15 protein-coding genes and 1 pseudogene are annotated in these 20,314 nt (G+C 72.4%); 7 read left to right on the forward strand and 9 right to left on the reverse strand.

The genetic code is table 11. From position 1 onward, the window contains the following. Window positions 1-35 precede the first annotated feature (35 nt). Both ACF1BE_RS18230 and pta read right to left on the reverse strand, forming a co-directional pair. Window positions 36-1,247: an acetate kinase gene (locus tag ACF1BE_RS18230; RefSeq protein WP_392200034.1), complete on the reverse strand. Its 1,212-nt coding sequence runs from the start codon at window positions 1,245-1,247 to the stop codon at window positions 36-38. Further along, window positions 1,244-3,334: a phosphate acetyltransferase gene (pta, locus tag ACF1BE_RS18235; protein WP_392200035.1), complete on the reverse strand. Its 2,091-nt coding sequence runs from the start codon at window positions 3,332-3,334 to the stop codon at window positions 1,244-1,246. The genes ACF1BE_RS18230 and pta overlap by 4 nt, the downstream gene beginning before the upstream one ends. Window positions 3,335-3,535: 201 nt before the next feature. Here pta and ACF1BE_RS18240 point away from each other — a divergent pair, with 201 nt between their 5' ends. Then, window positions 3,536-4,561, forward strand: coding sequence for an ATP-dependent 6-phosphofructokinase (locus tag ACF1BE_RS18240; protein ID WP_121786827.1), 1,026 nt, complete (start codon window positions 3,536-3,538; stop codon window positions 4,559-4,561). Here ACF1BE_RS18240 and ACF1BE_RS18245 read toward each other — a convergent pair. The 3 genes and pseudogenes from ACF1BE_RS18245 to ACF1BE_RS18255 all read right to left on the reverse strand — a co-directional run bounded on the left by ACF1BE_RS18245 (window position 4,558) and on the right by ACF1BE_RS18255 (window position 7,770). Then, a pseudogene (locus tag ACF1BE_RS18245) lies at window positions 4,558-5,206 on the reverse strand (XRE family transcriptional regulator). The gene ACF1BE_RS18240 and the pseudogene ACF1BE_RS18245 overlap by 4 nt on opposite strands. 240 nt (window positions 5,207-5,446) lie before the next feature. Continuing rightward, a complete protein-coding gene (locus ACF1BE_RS18250; RefSeq protein WP_392200036.1) occupies window positions 5,447-6,139 on the reverse strand; it encodes a response regulator in 693 nt (230 codons plus the stop codon). After that, window positions 6,136-7,770, reverse strand: a complete 1,635-nt coding sequence (locus ACF1BE_RS18255; protein WP_392200037.1) for an ATP-binding protein — start codon at window positions 7,768-7,770, stop codon at window positions 6,136-6,138. The genes ACF1BE_RS18250 and ACF1BE_RS18255 overlap by 4 nt, the downstream gene beginning before the upstream one ends. A 179-nt stretch (window positions 7,771-7,949) precedes the next feature. Here ACF1BE_RS18255 and ACF1BE_RS18260 point away from each other — a divergent pair, with 179 nt between their 5' ends. Beyond that, window positions 7,950-9,338: a cation:dicarboxylate symporter family transporter gene (locus tag ACF1BE_RS18260; protein WP_392200038.1), complete on the forward strand. Its 1,389-nt coding sequence runs from the start codon at window positions 7,950-7,952 to the stop codon at window positions 9,336-9,338. 138 nt (window positions 9,339-9,476) lie between these two features. Here the strand turns inward: ACF1BE_RS18260 and ACF1BE_RS18265 are convergent, their stop codons facing one another. After that, window positions 9,477-10,091, reverse strand: a complete 615-nt coding sequence (locus ACF1BE_RS18265; RefSeq protein ID WP_392200039.1) for a TetR/AcrR family transcriptional regulator — start codon at window positions 10,089-10,091, stop codon at window positions 9,477-9,479. Window positions 10,092-10,231: 140 nt separating this feature from the next. On the opposite strand from ACF1BE_RS18265, the gene ACF1BE_RS18270 reads away from it, so the two are divergent. The 5 genes from ACF1BE_RS18270 (at window position 10,232) to ACF1BE_RS18290 (ending at window position 15,981) form a co-directional block, all read left to right on the forward strand. After that, a complete protein-coding gene (locus tag ACF1BE_RS18270) occupies window positions 10,232-11,905 on the forward strand; it encodes an MFS transporter (protein ID WP_392200040.1) in 1,674 nt (557 codons plus the stop codon). 95 nt (window positions 11,906-12,000) lie between these two features. After that, window positions 12,001-12,771 (forward strand): DUF2127 domain-containing protein, encoded by a 771-nt coding sequence (locus ACF1BE_RS18275; RefSeq protein WP_392200041.1) that lies wholly within the window; start codon window positions 12,001-12,003, stop codon window positions 12,769-12,771. A gap of 29 nt (window positions 12,772-12,800) precedes the next feature. Further along, window positions 12,801-13,229 carry a MerR family transcriptional regulator gene (locus ACF1BE_RS18280; RefSeq protein ID WP_392200042.1) on the forward strand — a complete coding sequence of 143 codons (429 nt, stop codon included), beginning with the start codon at window positions 12,801-12,803 and terminating at the stop codon, window positions 13,227-13,229. Continuing rightward, window positions 13,226-13,558: a thioredoxin gene (gene trxA / locus ACF1BE_RS18285; protein WP_392200043.1), complete on the forward strand. Its 333-nt coding sequence runs from the start codon at window positions 13,226-13,228 to the stop codon at window positions 13,556-13,558. The genes ACF1BE_RS18280 and trxA overlap by 4 nt, the downstream gene beginning before the upstream one ends. 122 nt (window positions 13,559-13,680) lie before the next feature. Beyond that, window positions 13,681-15,981, forward strand: a complete 2,301-nt coding sequence (locus ACF1BE_RS18290) for a HelD family protein (protein ID WP_392200044.1) — start codon at window positions 13,681-13,683, stop codon at window positions 15,979-15,981. Between the two features lie 57 nt (window positions 15,982-16,038). Here ACF1BE_RS18290 and glgB read toward each other — a convergent pair whose 3' ends face one another. From glgB to ACF1BE_RS18305, 3 genes are all read right to left on the reverse strand, one after another. Next, complete coding sequence (gene glgB / locus ACF1BE_RS18295; RefSeq protein WP_392200045.1) at window positions 16,039-18,351, reverse strand: 1,4-alpha-glucan branching enzyme; 2,313 nt, start codon at window positions 18,349-18,351, stop codon at window positions 16,039-16,041. 27 nt (window positions 18,352-18,378) lie between these two features. Beyond that, window positions 18,379-19,761 (reverse strand): phosphotransferase, encoded by a 1,383-nt coding sequence (locus tag ACF1BE_RS18300; RefSeq protein WP_392200046.1) that lies wholly within the window; start codon window positions 19,759-19,761, stop codon window positions 18,379-18,381. A 104-nt stretch (window positions 19,762-19,865) separates the two neighbouring features. Beyond that, window positions 19,866-20,314 (reverse strand): alpha-glucosidase C-terminal domain-containing protein (locus ACF1BE_RS18305; protein ID WP_392200047.1); only part of this gene is annotated, 449 nt, incomplete at its 5' end.

Below are 20,314 nucleotides of genomic sequence, written 5' to 3' on the forward strand. Positions count from 1 at the left end.
AGATACAAATGAGTGGGGCACCGCTCAGGTGCTATTCAGTTGTGCTTTCCGACCAGTGCGTAGGTCTGCGTCGCGATCTCCAGTTCCTCGTCCGTCGGTACCACGGCCACCGCCACCCGGGCGGACTCCGGCGAGATCAGCCGCGGCCCGCCGCCGCGGACGGCGTTGCGCTCCGGATCGACCGCCAGGCCCAGGCTCTCCAGGCCTGCCACCGCCGCCTCACGCACCGGTGCCGCGTTCTCGCCGACCCCGGCGGTGAACGCCACCGCGTCCACCGTGCCGAGGACCGCGTAATAGGCGCCGATGTACTTCCTGAGCCGGTGAATGTAAATGTCGAAGGCGAGAGCGGCCTCTTCGTCGCCCTCGTCGATCCGGCGGCGGATCTCCCGCATGTCGTTGTCCCCGCACAGACCGAACAGACCGCTTCTCTTGTTGAGAAGAGTGTCGATCTCGTCCATGGACATTCCGCCGACACGCGCCAAATGGAAGATGACGGCCGGGTCCAGATCACCGGATCGCGTACCCATCACGAGCCCCTCCAAAGGCGTCAGTCCCATGGAGGTGTCCACGCAGCGGCCCTTCTCGACCGCGGACGCCGAGGCGCCGTTGCCCAGGTGCAGCACGATCACGTTGACCTCGGACGGATCCTTGCCCAGCAGCCGTGCCGTCTCGCGGGAGACATAGGCGTGCGAGGTGCCGTGGAAGCCGTAGCGGCGGATGCGGTGCCGGTCGGCGATCCTCGGGTCGATGGCGTAGCGCGCCGCCGACTCCGGCATCGTCGTGTGGAACGCGGTGTCGAACACGGCGACCTGGGGCAGGTCGGGGCGCAGGGCCTTCGCGGTGCGGATGCCGGTGAGGTTGGCCGGGTTGTGCAGCGGGGCGACGGGGATCAGCCGCTCGATCTCGGTGAGCACCTCGTCGTCGATGACGGTGGGCTCGGTGAAGAACAGTCCGCCGTGCACCACGCGGTGCCCGATCGCGGCCAGCTCGGGGGAGTCCAGGCCGAGGCCGTCGCGGCTCAGCTCCCCGGCGACGGCCTTGAGGGCGGCGTCGTGGTCGGCGATCGGGCCGCTGTGCTCACGGGTGTCACCGGTGCCGAGGCAGGTGTGCCGGAGCCGTGAGGTCTGCTCGCCGATGCGCTCGACCAGACCGGCCGCCAGCCGGCTGCTGTCCCGCATGTCCAGCAGCTGGTACTTCACCGAGGAGGAACCGGAGTTCAGGACGAGGACGCGGGTGGGGGTGCTCACTGCTCGGGTGCCTTCTGGTCGAGGTTCTGGGCCTGGATGGCGGTGATGGCGACGGTCGTGACGATGTCCTGGACGAGGGCGCCCCGGGACAGGTCGTTGACCGGCTTGCGCAGACCTTGGAGCACCGGACCGACGGCGATCGCGCCGGCCGAGCGCTGCACGGCCTTGTAGGTGTTGTTGCCGGTGTTGAGGTCGGGGAAGATCAGCACGCTGGCCTGTCCGGCGACCTCGGAGCCGGGCAGCTTGGTGGCGGCGACGGACGGCTCCACGGCCGCGTCGTACTGGATCGGCCCCTCGGTCTTCAGGTCGGGCCGCCTGCCGCGGACCAGCTCGGTGGCCGCGCGCACCTTGTCGACGTCGGCGCCCGAACCGGACGTACCGGTGGAGTACGACAGCATCGCGATCCGCGGCTGGACGCCGAACTGGGCGGCCGTGGCGGCCGACTGGACGGCGATGTCCGCGAGCTGCTCGGCGTCCGGGTCCGGGTTGACCGCGCAGTCGCCGTACACCAGCACCTTGTCGGCGAGACACATGAAGAACACCGACGAGACGATGGACGCGTCCGGCCGGGTCTTGATGATCTCGAAGGCCGGCCGGATGGTGGCCGCCGTGGAGTGCACCGAGCCGGACACCATGCCGTCGGCCAGGCCCTCCTGGACCATGAGGGTGCCGAAGTAGTTGACGTCGGAGACGACGTCGTAGGCCAGCTCGACCGTGACGCCCTTGTGGGCGCGCAGCGCCGCGTACTTCTCCGCGAAGGCGTCGCGCAGCTCGGAGGTGGCCGGGTCGATCAGTTCGCAGTCGCCGAGGTCGATGCCGAGGTCGGCGGCCTTCTTGCGGATCTGCTCGACCGGGCCGAGCAGGGTCAGGTCGCACACGCCCCGGCGCAGCAGCACCTCGGCCGCGTGCAGCACCCGCTCCTCGGTGCCCTCGGGCAGGACGACCCGCCGCTTGTCGGAGCGGGCCTGCTCCAGGAGCTTGTGCTCGAACATCATCGGGGTGACCCGGTCGCTGCTGGGTGCCGAGACCCGGCGGGCCAGGTCGGCGGTGTCGGCGTAGCGTTCGAACAGGCCGAGCGCGGTCTCCGCCTTGCGCGGGGTGGCCGCGTTCAGTTTGCCCTCCAGGGAGAACAGCTGCTCGGCGGTGGGGAAGCTGTTGCCGGAGACCGAGATCACCGGGGTGCCCGGGGCCAGGCGGGCGGCGAGGGTGAGGATCTCGTCGCTCGGCACCTCGTTCAGGGTGAGCAGCACGCCGGCTATCGGCGGGGTGCCGGCACTGTGCGCGGCCAGCGAACCGACGACCAGGTCGGCGCGGTCCCCGGGGGTGACCACCAGGCAGCCCGGGGTCAGGGCGCTCAGGAAGTTCGGCAGCATCGCCCCGCCGAAGACGAAGCCCAGCGCGTCCCGGGCGAGCCCGGAGTCGTCACCGAGCAGCACCCGGGCGCCGAGGAACTGGGCGATCTGCGCGACGGTCGGCGCGGACAGCGCCGGCTCGTCGGGGAGCACGTAGGCGGGGACCGGCAGCCGGCCGGCGAGCCGCTCGGCGATCCTGTCGCGGTCCTCGCGGGTCACCCGGTTGGCGACCATGGCGAGGACGTCGCAGCCGAGGCCGTCGTAGGCGCGGAAGGCGTTGCGGGTCTCGGCCAGCACGGACTCGGCCGGCTGCCGGCGGCCGCCCACCACCGGGATCACCGACGCGCCGAACTCGTTGGCGAGCCGGGCGTTCAGGGACAGTTCGTCCGGCAGCTGGGTGTCGGCGTAGTCGGTGCCGAGGACCAGGACGACGTCGTAGTCCCTGGCCACCAGGTGGAAGCGGTCGACGAGGGCGGAGACCAGCTCGTCGGTGCCCTGTTCGGCCTGGAGCGCGGACGCCCGGTGGTAGTCCATGCCGTAGACGGTCGCCGGGTCCTGCGTGAGGCGGTAGCGCGCCCGCAGCAGCTCGAAGAGGCGATCGGGACCGTCGTGGACCAGCGGACGGAACACACCCACCCGGTCGACCTGCCGGGTCAGCAGCTCCATGACCCCCAGTTCCACGACCTGACGGCCGTCACCTCGGTCGATCCCGGTCACGTACACGCTGCGCGTCACGTGTCCACTCCGTTCCTTCTGTCGCGTCCGTCGTGTCTGTCGCGTCGTCGGCATAAAAATCGCTCACCGAGGTGAGCAGAACCCTCTTGACAGTACCCCTGCTGCCAGATAAGGCGCCCGTCAAGACCTCTCCTGCCCCACGGACGTGAAAGAATCGGCATCAGCTCACCGGTACCGACAGCGAGCAGGAGACACAGCACGATGCGCATCGGAGTTCTCACCGCAGGTGGCGACTGCCCCGGCCTGAACGCCGTGATCCGGTCGGTCGTGCACCGGGCGGTGGCGCAGTACGGCGACGAGGTCATCGGTTTCGAGGACGGTTACCGGGGTCTGCTGGACCGTCACTACCGCGCCCTCGACCTGGACGCGGTCAGCGGCATCCTGGTCCGCGGCGGCACCATTCTCGGCTCCTCCCGCCTGGAGCGCGACCGGCTGCGCGAGGCCTGCGAGCGGGCCACCGACATGGTCGAGGAGTTCGGCATCGACGCGCTGATCCCGATCGGCGGCGAGGGCACCCTGACGGCGGCCCGCATGCTCTCCGACGCCGGCCTCCCGGTCGTCGGCGTGCCCAAGACCATCGACAACGACATCTCCTCCACCGACCGCACCTTCGGCTTCGACACCGCTGTCGGCGTGGCCAGCGAGGCGATGGACCGGCTGAAGACCACCGCCGAGTCCCACCAGCGGGTGATGGTCGTCGAGGTCATGGGCCGGCACGCCGGCTGGATCGCCCTGGAGTCCGGCATGGCCGCCGGCGCCCACGGCATCTGCCTGCCCGAGCGGCCCTTCGACCCGGCCGACCTGGTCAAGATGGTCGAGGAGCGGTTCGCCCGCGGCAAGAAGTTCGCCGTCATCTGCGTCGCCGAGGGCGCGCATCCCGCCGAGGGCACCATGGACTACGGCAAGGGTGCCATCGACCAGTACGGCCACGAGCGCTTCCAGGGCATCGGCACCGCCCTCGCCTACGAGCTGGAGCGGCGCCTGGGCAAGGAGGCCAAGCCGGTCATCCTCGGCCACGTCCAGCGCGGCGGCGTGCCCACCGCGTACGACCGTGTCCTCGCCACCCGCTTCGGCTGGCACGCCGTCGAGGCCGCGCACCGCGGCGACTTCGGGCGGATGACCGCGCTGCGCGGCACCGACATCCTGATGGTGCCGCTCGCGGAGGCGGTCACCGAGCTGAAGACGGTACCGAAGGACCGCATGGACGAGGCCGAGTCGGTCTTCTAGGGCTTGCCTCCCGGATCGGGGCCGGCTCCGGTCAGCCGATGCCGGTGCCGGTGGCCTCGGTCCGGTTCCAGGTGCGGCCCTTGCAGCACCGGCTCCAGGATGCCCCGGTCCAGGGGCGCGAGCCGCCTCACCGGCACCACGTAGGCCTGCCGGCGGCTGGTCACCGCGCTGTGCGGCAGTTCGGCGAGCCCGGCCTCGCGTCCGGTGGCGGCGACGAAGTCGGGCAGGGCGCGGCCGAGGACCCGGGCCGGCGCGGCCGACCGGCGCTCGGCGCCCCGCCACCGGCCGCTCTCCTCCGTCCGCAGATACGCGCGCAGGCCCATGCCGACGGCGCGGGCGACGTCCTGGGGTGCCACGGCACGGGCTGCGCGATGCTCGCGCAGGGGCCGCGGCCGGGCCGATGAGTCCGCCCGGAGAACACCTCAACGCGCCTGCCGGCGCGATGAGCTCGGGACTGCTCGGGGTGATCGTGCCGTGTTTCCGGGCGGTCACGAGGTCGGGCGTGACAAACGGCAGCCCGTAGGAGGCACGCAGCCCATGGGCGACGTGCCCGGGTCCCATGCCCAGCGCGGCACGGAGCCTGCGGGCGGCGGGGGCGTCGAACGGGGGAGCCGGGAGGCCGGGCCGGGCCGTGGGACGGCGCACCCGGCACCACGTAGGCCCGGACCGCGCGGTTGACCACGGTCGGTTCCACCGGGACCACGGACCGTAGGAACGTAGGGGGGATCACGCGGGCTGGGCCGACCCCCGGTGCCACCCGTCCGCGAACCGCCCGGCCAGTCCTCTCCCGGGGTGCTCCGCTGCCGCCTTCGCCGGCCGGGTCACGCGGCCCCGATCCGCCGGGCCGGCGGACCCCGGGGTGTCCTCGGCCGCCGGCCGGCGTGTTCACCGGCTCGGCGCACCCCACCGGTACACCAGCCCCGGCCGTCCCACCTGCCCGTACAGCGGGCTCCGTCCGGCCCGGCCCGCCTCCACCAGGTGCTCCAGATACCGGCGGGCGGTGATCCGGGAGATGCCCACGGCCTCGGCGACCCCCGCCGCCGTGAGCCCCTGCGGCGCCTCCCGCAGCGCGCCCGTCACCCGCTCCAGCGTCGGCCCGCTCAGCCCCTTCGGCAGCGCCGCGGGCGACGGTGCCCGCAGGCTCGCCAGCGCCCGGTCCACCTCGTCCTGTCCGCTCGCCTCGCCCACCGCCGCGTGGAACTCGGCGTACCGGACCAGCCGGTCCCGGAGCGTCGCGAACGTGAACGGCTTCAGGACGTACTGGACGACCCCGAGCGAGACACCCTCCCGCACCACCGCCAGGTCCCGTGCCGACGTCACCGCTATCACGTCCGCGTGATGCCCGGCCGCCCGCAGGGACCGGGCGAACTGGAGACCGTGCACGTCCGGGAGGTGGAGATCCAGCAGCAGCAGGTCCACGGGGGTACGGTCCAGGACGCGCCGCGCCTGGGCACCCGTGTGCGCCTTCCCGACCGCGACGAACCCCGGCACCCGGCCGACGTACAGCACGTGGGCGTCGGCCGCCACCGGGTCGTCCTCGACGACGAGCACGCGGATGGGCTGCTGTCCGCTCGTCATCCGCCACCGCCCGGGGCCGTGCGCAACGGCAACCGCACCTCGAACACCGCTCCGCCCTCACCCTCCTCGTCGGACTCCACCGCCGTCAGCGTGCCCTGGTGGCGGTTCACCGCCTGCCGGACCAGGGCCAGCCCGAGCCCCCGCCCGCCGGGCCCGGCCGGCTTGGTGGAGAACCCGCGCTGGAACACCAGGCCGGCATGGGCGGGGTCGACACCGGGACCGGTGTCCGACACGCGCAGCACGACTTCGGCGGCCGAAGCGTACGCCGTCACCGTCACCCGCGCCCCCGCTGTCCCCTGCGCCGCGTCCACCGCGTTGTCGATCAGGTTGCCGAGAATGGTGACCAGGTCCCTCGCCGACAGTTCGAGCGGGAGCAGGCCGTCGTCCAGCCGGCTGTCGGGGGACACCACCAGCTCCACGCCCCGCTCGTTCGCCTGGGCGGTCTTGCCCAGCAGCAGCGCGGCGAGGACCGGTTCGCTCACCGCCGCGACCACCTGGTCGGTGAGTGCCTGGGCCAGCTCCAGCTCGGCCGTCGCGAACTCCACCGCCTCCTCGGCCCGGCCCAGCTCGATCAGGGAGACGACGGTGTGCAGGCGGTTCGCGGCCTCGTGCGCCTGTGAGCGCAGGGCCTGGGTGAAGCCGCGTTCCGAGTCCAGTTCACCCATCAGTGACTGGAGTTCGGTCACGTCGCGCAGGGTGACGACCGTGCCCCGGCGTTCACCGCCGGACACCGGGGACGTGTTCACCACCAGCACCCGGGACGCCGTCAGGTGCACCTCGTCCACCCGCGGCTCGGAGGACAGCAGGGCGCCGGTCAGCGGGGCGGGCAGCCCCAGCCCGGCCACCGAGCGGCCGATCAGGTCCGGGTCGCCGGCGTCGCCCACGCCCAGCAGCTCCCGGCCGCCGTCGTTGATCAGGGCCACCCGGTACTGGGCGTCCAGCATCAGCAGGCCCTCGCGGACCGCGTGCAGCGCCGCCTGGTGGTAGTCGTGCATGTGGCTCAGCTCGGTGGCGTTCATGCCGTGGGTGTGCCGGCGGAGCCGCGCGTTGATCACGTACGTGCCGACCGCGGCCAGCAGCAGGACGCCGCCGGCGACCCCGAGCAGGGCGGTGAGCTGGTCCTGGACCCGGGCGCTGATCGTCTGAACGGTGATGCCGGCGCTGACCAGCCCGATGATCCGGCCGTGGTCGGTGACGGGGGTCACCGCGCGGACCGACGAGCCGAGCGTGCCGGTGTAGGTCTCGGTGAAGGTGCGGCCCTGCTGGGCGGGGGCGATGGTGCCGAGGAAGCGTCTGCCGATCTGCCGCCGGTCGGGGTGGGTCCAGCGGATGCCGGACGGGCTCATGATCGTGACGAAGTCGACGTCGGCGTCCCGCATGACCTTCAGGGCGTACGGCTCCAGCCGGCCGCTGGGGTCCGTCGTGCGGATCGCCGTGCGGACCGAGGGGGAGTCGGCGATCGAGCGGGCCACCGCCGTCGCCTGCCGGGCGGCGGCGTCCTCGGCCTGCCGCTGGTCGCTGACGTAGGTGAACAGCGCGTACCCGGCCACGACCACCGCGATCAGCACGGCCTGCATGGCGAACAGCTGGCCCGCCAGGCTGCGTGGTCGCGGAAGGGTGGGGAGGCGCATGTCAGCAGTGTGCCTCGCGGGCCGGGCGCCGGGTGAACGAGCGGCCGGGCGCGAACTCAATGAACACAAGGGTGACCGCCCTCACAGGGCCGGGAGATAGTCACGGCGTTCCCCCAACAACGCCCGGACGTGAGCCGCACGCCGGTTGTTCACCGACGAAGACGTCAAGGAGGGCAGTCGTGGCCGCCAGCACCCCCGATACGGCACCTGCCGCACCCCGCGTGCAGCGGGACCGGACCCACTACCTGTACATCGCCGTCATCGCGGCGGTCGCGCTCGGCATCGCCGTGGGGCTGATCTGGCCCGACGCGGCGGTGGAGCTGAAGCCGCTGGGCACCGGATTCGTGAACCTGATCAAGATGATGATCTCACCGATCATCTTCTGCACGATCGTGCTCGGCATCGGATCCGTGCGCAAGGCCGCCAAGGTCGGTGCCGTCGGCGGTATCGCCCTCAGCTACTTCCTGGTGATGTCGCTCGTCGCGCTCGCCATCGGCCTCGTCGTCGGCAACGTGCTGCACCCCGGTGCGGGACTGCACCTGACCGAGGCGCTCCGGCAGACCGGGCACGCCCAGGTCTCCAAGGACGCGCTGCCGCCCGTGGACTTCGTCCTGTCGATCATCCCGACCACGTTCGTGTCCGCGTTCACCGAGGGCCAGGTCCTCCAGACGCTGCTGGTTGCCCTGCTCGCCGGGTTCGCGCTCCAGGCCATGGGGTCGGCCGGGCAGCCGGTGCTGCGGGGCATCGAGCACATCCAGCGGCTGGTCTTCCGCATCCTGTCCATGGTGATGTGGGCCGCGCCGGTCGGCGCGTTCGGGGCGATCGCGGCCGTGGTCGGCTCCGCGGGCGTCGACGCGCTCAAGAGTCTCGCCGTGCTGATGCTGGGCTTCTACGTCACCTGCTTCCTGTTCGTGTTCGTCGTGCTCGGGACGGTGCTCCGGATCGTCGCGGGGGTGAACGTCCTCTCCCTGTTCAAGTACCTGGCGCGGGAGTTCCTGCTGATCCTGTCCACCTCCTCCTCCGAGTCCGCGCTGCCGCGGCTGATCGCGAAGATGGAGCACCTGGGTGTCAGCCGGCCGGTCGTCGGCATCACCGTGCCGACCGGGTACTCGTTCAACCTCGACGGCACGATGATCTACATGACCATGGCGTCGCTGTACATCGCGGACGCGCTGGGCACGCCGATGTCGGTCGGCGAGCAGATCCCGCTGCTGCTGTTCCTGCTGCTGGCGTCGAAGGGCGCGGCCGGTGTCAGCGGGGCCGGCCTGGCGACCCTGGCCGGCGGCCTCCAGTCGCACAAGCCCGCGCTGGTCGACGGGGTCGGGCTGATCGTGGGCATCGACCGGTTCATGAGCGAGGCGCGTGCGCTGACGAACTTCGCGGGCAACGCGGTGGCGACCGTGCTGGTCGGCACCTGGACCAAGGAGATCGACAAGGCGCGGGTGCGGCGCGTGCTGGCCGGCGAGCTGCCGTTCGACGAGACGACGCTGCTGGACGAGCAGCGGCCGGCGGTGAGCGATGTTCCCGAGCCGCGTGAGGACGGCGAGAAGGAGCTGGCCAAGGCCTGATCCGCCCAGAGCTCCGGACGTCCGGCCCCGCCTGAACCCGGGCCGGGCGTCCGGTCACCGCCGCCGGGCGGCCGAGTCTCCCCGTATCTCGGCCGGCCGGCTCCCGTTCGCCCCGGCGTCCCTCGCGCCCCTTCTCCCTTACGACACCTCGGCCACCAGCTCGGTGGCCCGTGAGGCGGGTACGCCCGCCGCAGTCAGCACGGCGACCGTGGCCGCGCGGCCCGCCTCCTGTGCTGCCAGGAGGCCGTCGTTCACCGCCTCCGTCACCGCGAACAGCATCTGCTCCACCACGTAGGCGAGGGCCGGCGCGGGCAGCGGGGAGACGAACACGCCCTCGTCCAGTCCGCGCTGGAGGAGGCGGATCTTGTCGTCGCGCACGGGCGCGAGGCGTTCCCGGATGCCCTGCACGGTGACCGTCCGCTGGGCCAGGGCGATCAGCAGCCGGTAGCGGTCGGCCACCGGCCACAGGGCGAGCACCGAGCGGGCCACCGCCTCCGCCGGGTCGGCCACTCCGGCGCGGGCGTGGGAGTCGGCCTCCGCGAGGGCCTCCACGGCTCCGTCCACGAGGGTGCTGATCAGTGCTTCCCGGTTGGGGAAGTGGCCGTACACCGTGCGACGTACGACCCCCGCGGCGCGCGCGATCTGGTCCATGGAGGCGTCGGGATCGTGGAGCAGCTCGGTGAGGGCGACGTCGAGGATGCGGCGCCGGTTGGCGTCGGCGCGGCTGGTGTTACCCGTGGTCATGGCGGTCATTCTGCCTTCCCGGCTCGACTTGCACGGCGCTGTGCAACCACGTACATTGCACATGGTTGTGCAATTGCACGCCTCTGTGCAAGCGTAGCGGTACACCGATGTGCAAGTCCGTCGCCGCTCCGGAAAGGAGACCCCCTGCCATGCGACTCGTCATGACCGAACCGGTCGACACGACGGAGCGCCCCTACGCCCGGCGCTGGTGGGCGCTGCTGGTGCTGTGCCTCAGCCTGCTGATCATCGTGATGGCGAACACCGCGCTCACGGTCGCCGCGCCCGACATGACCCGGGACCTCGGGCTGTCCAGCGCAGACCTCCAGTGGGTCATCGACGGCTACACCGTCCCCTACGCCGCGCTGATGCTGCTGCTCGGCGCGATCGGTGACAAGTACAGCCGGCGCGGGGCGCTCGTCCTCGGGCTGGTCGTCTTCGGCGGCGGCGCCGTCTTCGGCTACCTCGCCGACAGCTCCTCGACCGTCATCGCGGCCCGGGCCGTGATGGGCGTCGGCGCGGCCCTCATCATGCCGGCCACGCTCTCGCTGCTCGCCGCCACCTTCCCGCGCGCCGAACGGGCGAAGGCGATCACGCTGTGGACCGCCACCGCCGGGCTCGCCATCGCCGCCGGACCGGTGGTCGCCGGTGCCCTGCTGCGCGACCACGGCTGGTCCTCGACCTTCCTGATCAACGTGCCCATCGCGGCCGTGGCCGTCGTCGGCGCCCTGGTCCTCGTCCCGCCGTCCAAGGCCGGCCACCACGACCGCATCGACTACGTCGGTGGACTGCTCTCGGTGGTCTGGACCGGCGCCCTCGTCTACATGATCATCGAGGGGCCGCACTTCGGCTGGCACGCCAAGGCCGTCGCGGCGGCGGTCCTCGCGGGCGTCGGCCTTCTCGCCTTCGTCCTGTGGGAGCTGCGGCACCCGCGCCCGATCCTGGACGTGCGCCGCTTCGCCGGCCGCCGGTTCGCGGGCTCCAACCTCGCCGTCGCCCTGTTCTTCCTGGCCGTCTTCGGCGCCTTCTACTACCTCACCCAGCACCTCCAGTTCGTCCTCGGCTACGACGCCCTCCAGACCGGTGTGCGCATGCTGCCGCTGGCGGGGGCCGTCTTCGCCGGCTCCGCACTGACCGGCTGGCTCACCCCGCGGGTCGGCATGAAGTGGACCGTCAGCGCGGGCATGGTCGGCGGTACGACCGCCCTCGCCCTGCTGACCCGGGTGGACGCGGGCTCCGGCTACGGCGACTTCGTGGCCCCCCTGATCATCCTGGGCCTGGCCATCGGCCTTGCGCTGTCGCCCTGCACCGACGCCATCATGGGCGCGTTCCCCGAGTCCGAGCTGGGCGTCGGCGGCGCCGTCAACGACACCTCGCTGGAGCTGGGCGGCTCGCTCGGCATCGCCCTCCTCGGCTCGCTGCTCGCCACCTCGTACGGCGACCACCTCTCCGACGCCACCGCCGGCAGCAGGCTCCCGGCGAGCGCCCTGGACACCGCGCGGGACTCGGTGGGCGCCGGCTACGCCGTCGCGCAGGGCATCGGCGACAAGGCGCACCGGCTGGCCGCGCAGGCGGCGAGCGCGAAGGACCCGCAGCAGGCCGCGCAGCTCAAGCAGCAGGCCGCCGAGCTGGCCTCCGGCGCCCGGCAGATGGCGGACGCGGTGGGCTCGTCCTTCTCCGACGCGGTCGCCCGCACCAGCCTGGTCGGCGCGGTGATCCTCGGCGTGGGCACCGTCCTGGTGGCTGTCCTGCTGCCCCGGCGCGAGTCCGCCGTACCCGAGACGGAGGCCGAGGAGCGGGAACTGGTGGACAGCCAGGCCGGCTGACCGCTCCCCACGCACCGCGCCGCGGACGTGCCGCTCCGGACCCACCGGAACGGCACGTCCGCGCGTGGCGTCTGTACGCGTATGGAGGCACGCGGATGAAGATCGACTGGGACCGGCGGACCTGCGCGCGAAAGGGACATGTGACCTACGCGCCCGACGACCCCCGGCTGCGGGTACGGCTGCACGCCCGGACCGCGCTCGGGGACGTGTGGCGCTGTCTGCGCTGCGGTGACTTCGCGCTCGGCGAGCCGCACGGCTCCGGGCCGGCCGGTGACGCGCCGCTCGTGCCGCGCGGCAAGGTGCTGCGGGACCTGTTCGTCCTGCGCTTCCTTGCCGTCGAGCGGGCCGTGCGCGGGGTGTTCATCGTGCTGGTCGCGGTCGCGGTCTGGAAGTTCAGCAACAGCCGGGACGCGGTGCGCCGGCTCTTCGACGAGTACCTGGACGTCTTCCGCCCGGTGTTCCGGCACTTCCACTACGACCTCGACCACTCACCGGTCGTCGGCTCCGTCCAGAAGGTCTTCGGCTACCGGCACTCCACGCTGCTGCTGGTGGCCGCCCTGCTGCTGGCCTACGCGCTGATCGAACTGATCGAGGCGGTCGGCCTGTGGTACGCCAGGCGCTGGGCGGAGTACCTGACGGTGGTCGCGACGGCCGCCTTCCTGCCGCTGGAGGTCTACGAGCTCACCGAGCACGTCAGCTGGGTGAAGATCGCCACGCTCGTCCTCAACGTCCTCGCGGTCCTCTACATCGCTCTGACCAAGCGCCTGTTCGGCCTGCGCGGCGGACGCCGGCGGTTCGAGGAGGAACGGCACAGCGCCTCCCTCATGGAGGTGGCGGAATCGGCGGGGGTTCCGGCCTTGCCTTGACGCCGACGTCAACCCGTACCGTCGTGGACATGCGAATCGGCGAGCTGGCCGCGCGGGCCGGGACCACGACACGCACCCTGCGCTACTACGAGGCGCGGGGGCTGCTGCCGGCCCGGCGCGACGGCAAGGGACACCGCACGTACGACGAGGGCGACCTCCGGCTGCTCCGGCAGATCCGCACCCTCCAGGACTTCGGGTTCGACCTGGAGGAGACGCGGCCGTTCGTGGAGTGCCTGCGGGCCGGGCACCCGGACGGCGACTCCTGCCCGGCCTCGCTCATGGTCTACCGGCGCAAGCTGGCCGAGCTGGACGCGCTCATCGGGCAGCTGACGGCGGTGCGCGAGACGGTCGCCGGGCAGCTGGAGCGGGCCGAGCGGGCCCGGGACGAGCTGGCCGCCGAGGCGCTGGTTCCGGGAGGCCCGGAACCCGTGTGCGAACTGGGAGGGCTGACGCGATGAGCTTGGTGAGCGGACTGACGGAAGTGACGGACGCCGATTTCGAGAGGGAGGTGATCGGCTCGGACCTGCCGGTGCTGGTGCAGTTCACGGCCGAGTGGTGCGGGCCCTGCCGGCAGCTCGCGCCGGTGCTGAAGGACATCGCGTTCGAGGAGGGCGACCGGCTGAAGGTCGTCCAGATCGACGTGGACCGCAATCCGCAGACGACGATCTCCTACGGCGTGATGGCCACGCCCACCCTCCTGCTCTTCCGGGACGGTGAGCCGGTGCGCTCGATCGTGGGAGCGCGGCCGAAGCGCCGGCTGCTGGCGGACCTGGCGGACGCGCTGTAAAAGCACCCGGAACGCGAAAAACCCCCGAGCAGGCAATTGCGCTCGGGGGATTTCTCTGCGTATATTCAATGGTTCGCGACTTCCTTCAGGGATGTCGCGGAGAAGTTCAGTGAGCACAGTATATGCGGGCGGGAGCGGAATTGTCAAACGCGGATCTGTCGAACAGTGAATATCCGGACGATGAATTGCGGAACGAGCAGGAATTCGTCGACGGACTGTACGCACGCGTGGACGTGCTGAGCGGCGAGGCCGAGACCTCCGTGGCCGACGCGCTCGCCCAGGGCGACAAGCCCATGCAGGCCCGGCTGGAGCGGGACATCCTGGTCGCCGAACGCTCGGGGCTCCTCGCCGCGCTGAACGCCGTGGACGGCTCGCTCTGCTTCGGCCGGATCGACCTGACCGACGGCCACAAGCACCACATCGGCCGGATCGGGCTGCGCGAGGACGACGCCGAACGCACCCCCGTCCTCGTCGACTGGCGCGCCGACGTCGCCCGCCCCTTCTACCTGGCCACCGGCCACACCCCGATGGGCCTGCGCCGCCGCCGGCACATCGCCACCGAGGGCCGGACCGTCACCTCCCTGCACGACGAGATCCTGGACCTCGGCGACGCCACCCGCACCGGTCACGAGGACCCCACCGGGGACGCCGTCCTGCTCGCCGCGCTGAACTCGGCCCGCACCGGCCGGATGAGCGACATCGTGCAGACCATCCAGGCCGAGCAGGACGAGATCATCCGGGCGCCCCACCGCGGCGTACTGGTCGTGGAGGGCGGCCCCGGCACCGGCAAGACCGCTGTCGCCCTGCACCGGGCGGCCTACCTGCTCTACGAGTACCGGGAACTGCTGGCCCGCCGGGCCGTGCTCATCGTCGGCCCCAACCCGGCCTTCCTCGGCTACATCGGCGAGGTGCTGCCCTCCCTCGGCGAGACGGGGGTGCTGCTCGCCACGGTCGGCGAGCTGTTCCCCGGCGTGCGGGCCACCGCCACCGACACGCCCGAGGCGGCCGCGGTGAAGGGCCGCGCCGCCATGGCCGACGTGCTCGCCGCCGTCGTGCGCGACCGGCAGACACTGCCCGACCCGGTCGTCGCGATCGAGCACGACCGCGAGGTGCTGATGCTGGACGACGGCCTGGTGAGCGTCGCCCGGGAACGGACCCGCGCCGCGAAACTGCCGCACAACGCGGCCCGCGAGCACTTCGAGGGCCACATCCTCAACACCCTCACCGAGCTGTACGCCGAACGCGTGGGCACCGACCCCTACGACGGCAGCAGCCTGCTCGACGCCGCCGACATCACCCAGATCCGCGACGAACTCGCCGAGAACCCCGGCGTCTGGTCCGCCATCGACCGGCTGTGGCCCCGGATCACCCCGCGGCGGCTGCTCGCCGACTTCCTCGCGGAACCGGACGGCTACCTCCCCGAGGAGGACGCGGACGCGGTCCGCCGCCCGGTGACCCGCGCCTGGACCGTCGCCGACATCCCCCTGCTGGACGAGGCGGCCGAACTCCTCGGCGAGGACGACCGGCCGGCGCGGGTACGGGCGGACCGCGAGCGCGAGACGCAGATCGCCTACGCGCAGGGCGTGCTGGACGTCTCGTACGCCTCACGGACCTACGAGTTCGAGGACAAGGAGGAGAGCGACCCCGAGGCCTCGGAGGTGCTGTCGGCGCACGACATCATCGACGCCGAGCGGTTCGCCGAGCGGCAGGAGGAGGCGGACCACCGCAGCGCCGCCGAGCGGGCCGCCGCCGACCGCACCTGGGCGTTCGGGCACATCATCGTGGACGAGGCGCAGGAGCTGTCGCCGATGGCCTGGCGGCTGCTGATGCGGCGCAGCCCGACCCGCTCGATGACCCTGGTCGGCGACCCGGCCCAGACCGCGGAGGCGGCCGGCGTCGGGTCCTGGGCGGACATCCTCGCCCCCTACGTGGAGGACCGCTGGGAGCACACCCGCCTCGGCGTCAACTACCGCACCCCGGCCGAGATCATGGACCTGGCCGCGGCCGTGGTCCGCGCCCGGCAGCCCGGTTTCGAGCCGCCCAGCTCGGTCCGGTCGACCGGGGTACGGCCCTGGGTGCGGCGGGCCGCCGGTGACCTGCCCGGCGCGGTCGCCCGGGCGGTCGCCGAACTCACGCCAGCCGAGGGCCGCCTCGCGGTGATCGCCCCGCGTGCGCTGCACCGCTCCCTGGCCGCCCGGCTGGACGGGGTCACGGCCGGCGCGGAGCCCGACCTGACGCGCGGGGTCGTCCTGCTCGACCCGCGCCAGGCCAAGGGGCTGGAGTTCGACTCGGTCCTGGTGGTGGAGCCGGCCGCCTACGGCACGAGCGACCTGTACGTGGCGCTCACCCGGGCCACCCAGCGGCTCGGCGTGCTGCACACGGGCGAGCTGCCGGCGGGCATGACCGGCACCGACGGGGAGTGACGCGACGGGTCCGGGGACGCGCCGCCCCCGGACCCGTGAGCGCCGTACCGCGCACCGTCAGGCAGGGCGCAGCCACACCGTCGCCAGCGGGGGCAGCGTCAGCCGGATGCTCGCCGGCCGGCCGTGCCAGGGGTGGGCCTCGGGCTTGACGACGTCCGGGGTGGTGACGTCGCCGCCGCCGTAGCGGGCCGCGTCGGTGTTCAGCACCTCCACCCAGGCCGGCACCTCCTCCGGGACCCCGATCCGGTAGTCGGCACGGACCACCGGGGCCAGGTGGGAGACGGCCAGGAGCGGGGTGCCGTCGGCGTCGTACCGCAGGAACGCGAAGACGTTGTCGTCCGCCGCGTCACCGGTGACCCACGCGAAGCCCGCCGGGTCGGTGTCCCGCTGCCACAGTGCCGGAGTCGCCCGGTACACCGTGTTGAGGTCCGCCACGAGGTCCCGTACGCCCCGGTGCTCGGCCTCCGCGCCGTAGGACGGGTCGAGCAGCCACCAGTCCGGTCCGTGCACCTCCGACCACTCCGCCCCCTGGGCGAACTCCTGTCCCATGAACAGCAGCTGTTTGCCCGGATGGGCCCACATGAGGCCGAGGTAGGCGCGGTGGTTGGCGCGCCGCTGCCACCAGTCGCCCGGCATCTTCGACACCAGGGACCCCTTGCCGTGCACCACCTCGTCGTGGGAGATGGGCAGGACGTAGTTCTCGCTGTAGGCGTACACCATCGAGAACGTCATCTCGTGGTGGTGGTGCCTGCGGTGCACGGGGTCGTGGCTCATGTACGCCAGCGAGTCGTGCATCCAGCCCATGTTCCACTTGAGGCCGAAACCGAGCCCGCCGAAACCGCTCGGGCCCGTGAGGTGGGTGGGGCGGGTGACGCCGTCCCAGGCCGTGGACTCCTCGGCGATGGTCACCACTCCCGGGCAGCGCCGGTACACGGTGGCGTTCATCTCCTGGAGGAAGGCCACCGCGTCCAGGTTCTCCCGGCCGCCGTGCTCGTTCGGCTCCCACTGGCCCGGCTCGCGTGAGTAGTCCAGGTAGAGCATCGAGGCGACCGCGTCCACGCGCAGCCCGTCGATGTGGAACTCCTCGCACCAGTAGACCGCGTTCGCCACCAGGAAGTTGCGTACCTCGGGCCGGCCGAAGTCGAACTCGAGCGTGCCCCAGTCGGGGTGTGCGGCCCGCCGCGGGTCGCTGTGCTCGTACAGCGGGCGCCCGTCGAAGGCGGCCAGCGCCCACTCGTCCCGGGGGAAGTGCGCGGGCACCCAGTCCATCAGGACCCCGATGCCTGCCTGGTGCAGCCGGTCCACCAGGTACTTGAAGTCGTCCGGGGTGCCCAGGCGGGCCGTCGGCGCGTAGAAGCCGGTGACCTGGTAGCCCCAGGAGCCGCCGAAGGGGTGCTCGGCGACCGGCATCAGCTCGACGTGGGTGAAGCCCGTCTCCAGCAGGTACGCAGGCAGCTGTTCGGCGAGCTGCCGGTAGGTCAGGCCCGGCCGCCAGGAGGGCAGGTGCACCTCGTAGACGGAGAAGGGCGCCTCGTGGACCGGGGTGTCCGCACGGTGGGCCATCCACTGGGCGTCGCCCCACTCGTGGTGCGAGGCGTGCACGACCGAGGAGGTGGCGGGCGGCGCCTCGGTGCGGCGGGCCAGCGGGTCCGCGCGCAGGGTGCGCGAGCCGTCCGGGCGGGTGATCTCGAACTTGTACAGCTCGCCCTCGCCGATCCCCGGCACGAACAGCTCCCAGACCCCGGTGCCGCCGAGGGAGCGCATCGGGAAGCCGGTGCCGTCCCAGAAGTTGAAGCTGCCCGTGACCCGCACGCCGAGCGCGTTGGGCGCCCACACCGCGAACCGGGTGCCGGTGACCCCCTGGTGGGTGGTGACGTGCGCGCCGAGCGCCTGCCACAGCTGCTCGTGCCGGCCCTCGCCGATCAGGTGCAGGTCCAGCTCGCCGAGCGTGGGCAGGAAACGGTAGGCGTCCTCGGTCTCCTGGACCGTGCCGTCGTACGTCACCAGCAGCCGGTACTCGGGGACCTCCGCGAGCGGCACCAGGCCGGAGAAGAAGCCGTCGCCGTCGTCGTGCAGCTCGGCCCGCAGCTCGTCCGAGACCACGGTGACCGCCCGCGCGTACGGGCGGAACGCCCGGAGGGCGATCCCGCCCGGCACCGGATGCGCGCCCAGCACGGAGTGCGGGGCGTGGTGGGTGCCGTGCAGCAGCCGTTCGCGGTCACCGGCGTCCACGGCCGGGGAGACGGCGGCCTCCAGCACGGGCGCCGGCGCCTGCGGGGGCACCCGCGTCTCCTGCGGCCCCTTCGCGGCCCTGCTCCTGCCGGACTTGTTCTTGGCCTTCTTCGGCGTGGCTGACTTCTTGGACGTCACGAGCGGGTCTCCCGGGCGAGAATCGGGTCAGGTCGGGTCGGACGCGGCGAGACGACGGATCGCCGACAGGGGTACGGGGAGCCAGTCGGGCCGGTGCCGGGCCTCGTAGACGACCTCGTACACCGCCTTGTCGGTCTCGTACGCCCGCAGGAGCACCGGGTCGGTGCGCGGGTCGAGGCCGGTCACCTCCGCGTACCCCGAGCAGTAGGCGGCTCGGCAGGCGTGCGCCCAGTCCGGGTCGGGCACGCTCGCCGAGTGGGCCGCGTAGTCGAAGGAGCGGAGCATGCCCGCGATGTCCCGCACCGGCGGCTGCGGCATGCGCCGTTCGGCCAGCGGCCGGGCCGGCTCGCCCTCGAAGTCGATCAGCGACCATTCGCCGGCCGACGAGCGCAGGCACTGCCCGAGGTGCAGATCGCCGTGGACGCGCTGGGCGGTCCAGGTACGGCCCTCGGCCGCCAGGGCGGCCAGCGCCTCGTAGGCCGAGCACAGGCCGCGCTCGTACGGCCGCAGCGCCGGCACCGCCTGCACGGCCGCCGTCAGCCGCTCCCGCATGCCGTCCACCTGCGACTGGAGCTGGGTGTGGCCGAGGGTGACCGTCGGCAGGGCGCGGGCGAGCGCGGTGTGCACCTCGGCGCTGGCCCGGCCCAGCGCCCGCGCCTCGGCGACGAAGTCCTCGCCCTTGGCCAGCTCGCGCAGCGCCAGCTCCCAGCCGTCGGCGGCGCCGCTCACGTACGGCTGGAGCACGGCCAGGACGTACGCGTCCGTGTCCACGTCGGCGTGCAGCCAGGCCGTCGGCGCGGGCACCCGGGGGCAGCCCTCGCCGGCCAGGGCGAGCGGGATCTCCAGATCGGGGTTGACGCCGGGCACGACCCGGCGCAGCAGCTTGAGAATAAACGTATCTCCGTACACCACGGAGGAGTTGGACTGCTCGGCGGTCATCATCCGGGCCACCAGGCCCGTCGGGATGTCCTGCCGCGGATCCCGCTCGAAACGCAGCCCGCCGACCCCGGCCTGGGTGCGCAGGGCCTCGAGAAGCACCTCGGCGGGCCGGGCGTCGTAGAGGGCCTCGTACACCGTGCGTCCGGCGAGCGGGCCCTCCTCCACGTGTCCGATCAGCGCGGGCGCCAGCCGGGGCGGCAGCGCCTCGCGCACGCCTATGAGGAGCTGGTAGCAGTCGCCGGGGTGCGGCGGCGCGCCCGGCGCGGGCGGCTGGTGGACGCGCAGGAGCAGGTGGTACAGGCCCAGCCGCCCGTCGGGCGGCAGGAGTTCGGTGACGGACACGGGGGTGAAGCCCGTGACCGGACGGCCCTTGCCCGCGAACCAGCGCTGCCTCGTCAGCCAGGTACGCAACAAGGGGTCGAGCGAGGCGAGGAGAGAACCGGTGCCAGAGAGGGTGACCGTTTCCGCCATGGGCGTCACGTCCTTTCCCCGGGTCGTCGGGGTGTTACTACTGCGTGCCCCGGGTGGGGCGGTGGAAACGCCCCCGTCACCCCACCCGGTCCCAGGTGGCCGCATCACGTGGTGTCCCGGCGCAGCCGGAACCAGTAGAAGCCGTGGCCCGCGAGGGTGAGCAGGTACGGCAGTTCGCCGATCGCCGGGAACCGGACCCCGCCGAACAGCTCGACGGGGTGCCGCCCGCCGAACCGGCTCAGGTCCAGCTCCGTGGGCTGGGCGAAACGGGAGAAGTTGTGGACGCACAGCACGAGGTCGTCCCCCTCCTCCTCCGACAAGGGGGCCTCGCGCAGGAAGGCCAGCACCGCCGGGTTCGACGACGGCAGTTCGGTGTAGGACCCCAGCCCGAAGGCGGGATTCTGCTTGCGGATCTCGATCATGCGGCGGGTCCAGTGCAGCAGGCTGGACGGAGAGGCCATGGAGGCCTCGACGTTGGTGACCTGGTAGCCGTGGACCGGGTCCATGATCGCGGGGAGGAAGAGGCGGCCGGGGTCGCAGGAGGAGAAGCCGG

Source organism: Streptomyces sp. NPDC014991, assembly GCF_043080665.1.
GTDB lineage: Bacteria > Actinomycetota > Actinomycetes > Streptomycetales > Streptomycetaceae > Streptomyces.

What these genes read in the sequence shown, in the direction of transcription:
- ACF1BE_RS18270 (WP_392200040.1), top strand. Translation starts at nt 10,232, where the DNA reads ATGCGACTCGTCATGACCGAACCGGTCGACACGACGGAGCGCCCCTAC.
- ACF1BE_RS18300 (WP_392200046.1), bottom strand. Translation starts at nt 19,761, where the DNA reads ATGGCGGAAACGGTCACCCTCTCTGGCACCGGTTCTCTCCTCGCCTCG.
- ACF1BE_RS18255 (WP_392200037.1), bottom strand. Translation starts at nt 7,770, where the DNA reads ATGCGCCTCCCCACCCTTCCGCGACCACGCAGCCTGGCGGGCCAGCTG.
- ACF1BE_RS18240 (WP_121786827.1), top strand. Translation starts at nt 3,536, where the DNA reads ATGCGCATCGGAGTTCTCACCGCAGGTGGCGACTGCCCCGGCCTGAAC.
- ACF1BE_RS18280 (WP_392200042.1), top strand. Translation starts at nt 12,801, where the DNA reads ATGCGAATCGGCGAGCTGGCCGCGCGGGCCGGGACCACGACACGCACC.
- trxA (WP_392200043.1), top strand. Translation starts at nt 13,226, where the DNA reads ATGAGCTTGGTGAGCGGACTGACGGAAGTGACGGACGCCGATTTCGAG.
- ACF1BE_RS18290 (WP_392200044.1), top strand. Translation starts at nt 13,681, where the DNA reads ATGCGGGCGGGAGCGGAATTGTCAAACGCGGATCTGTCGAACAGTGAA.
- ACF1BE_RS18275 (WP_392200041.1), top strand. Translation starts at nt 12,001, where the DNA reads ATGAAGATCGACTGGGACCGGCGGACCTGCGCGCGAAAGGGACATGTG.
- ACF1BE_RS18250 (WP_392200036.1), bottom strand. Translation starts at nt 6,139, where the DNA reads ATGACGAGCGGACAGCAGCCCATCCGCGTGCTCGTCGTCGAGGACGAC.
- ACF1BE_RS18265 (WP_392200039.1), bottom strand. Translation starts at nt 10,091, where the DNA reads ATGACCGCCATGACCACGGGTAACACCAGCCGCGCCGACGCCAACCGG.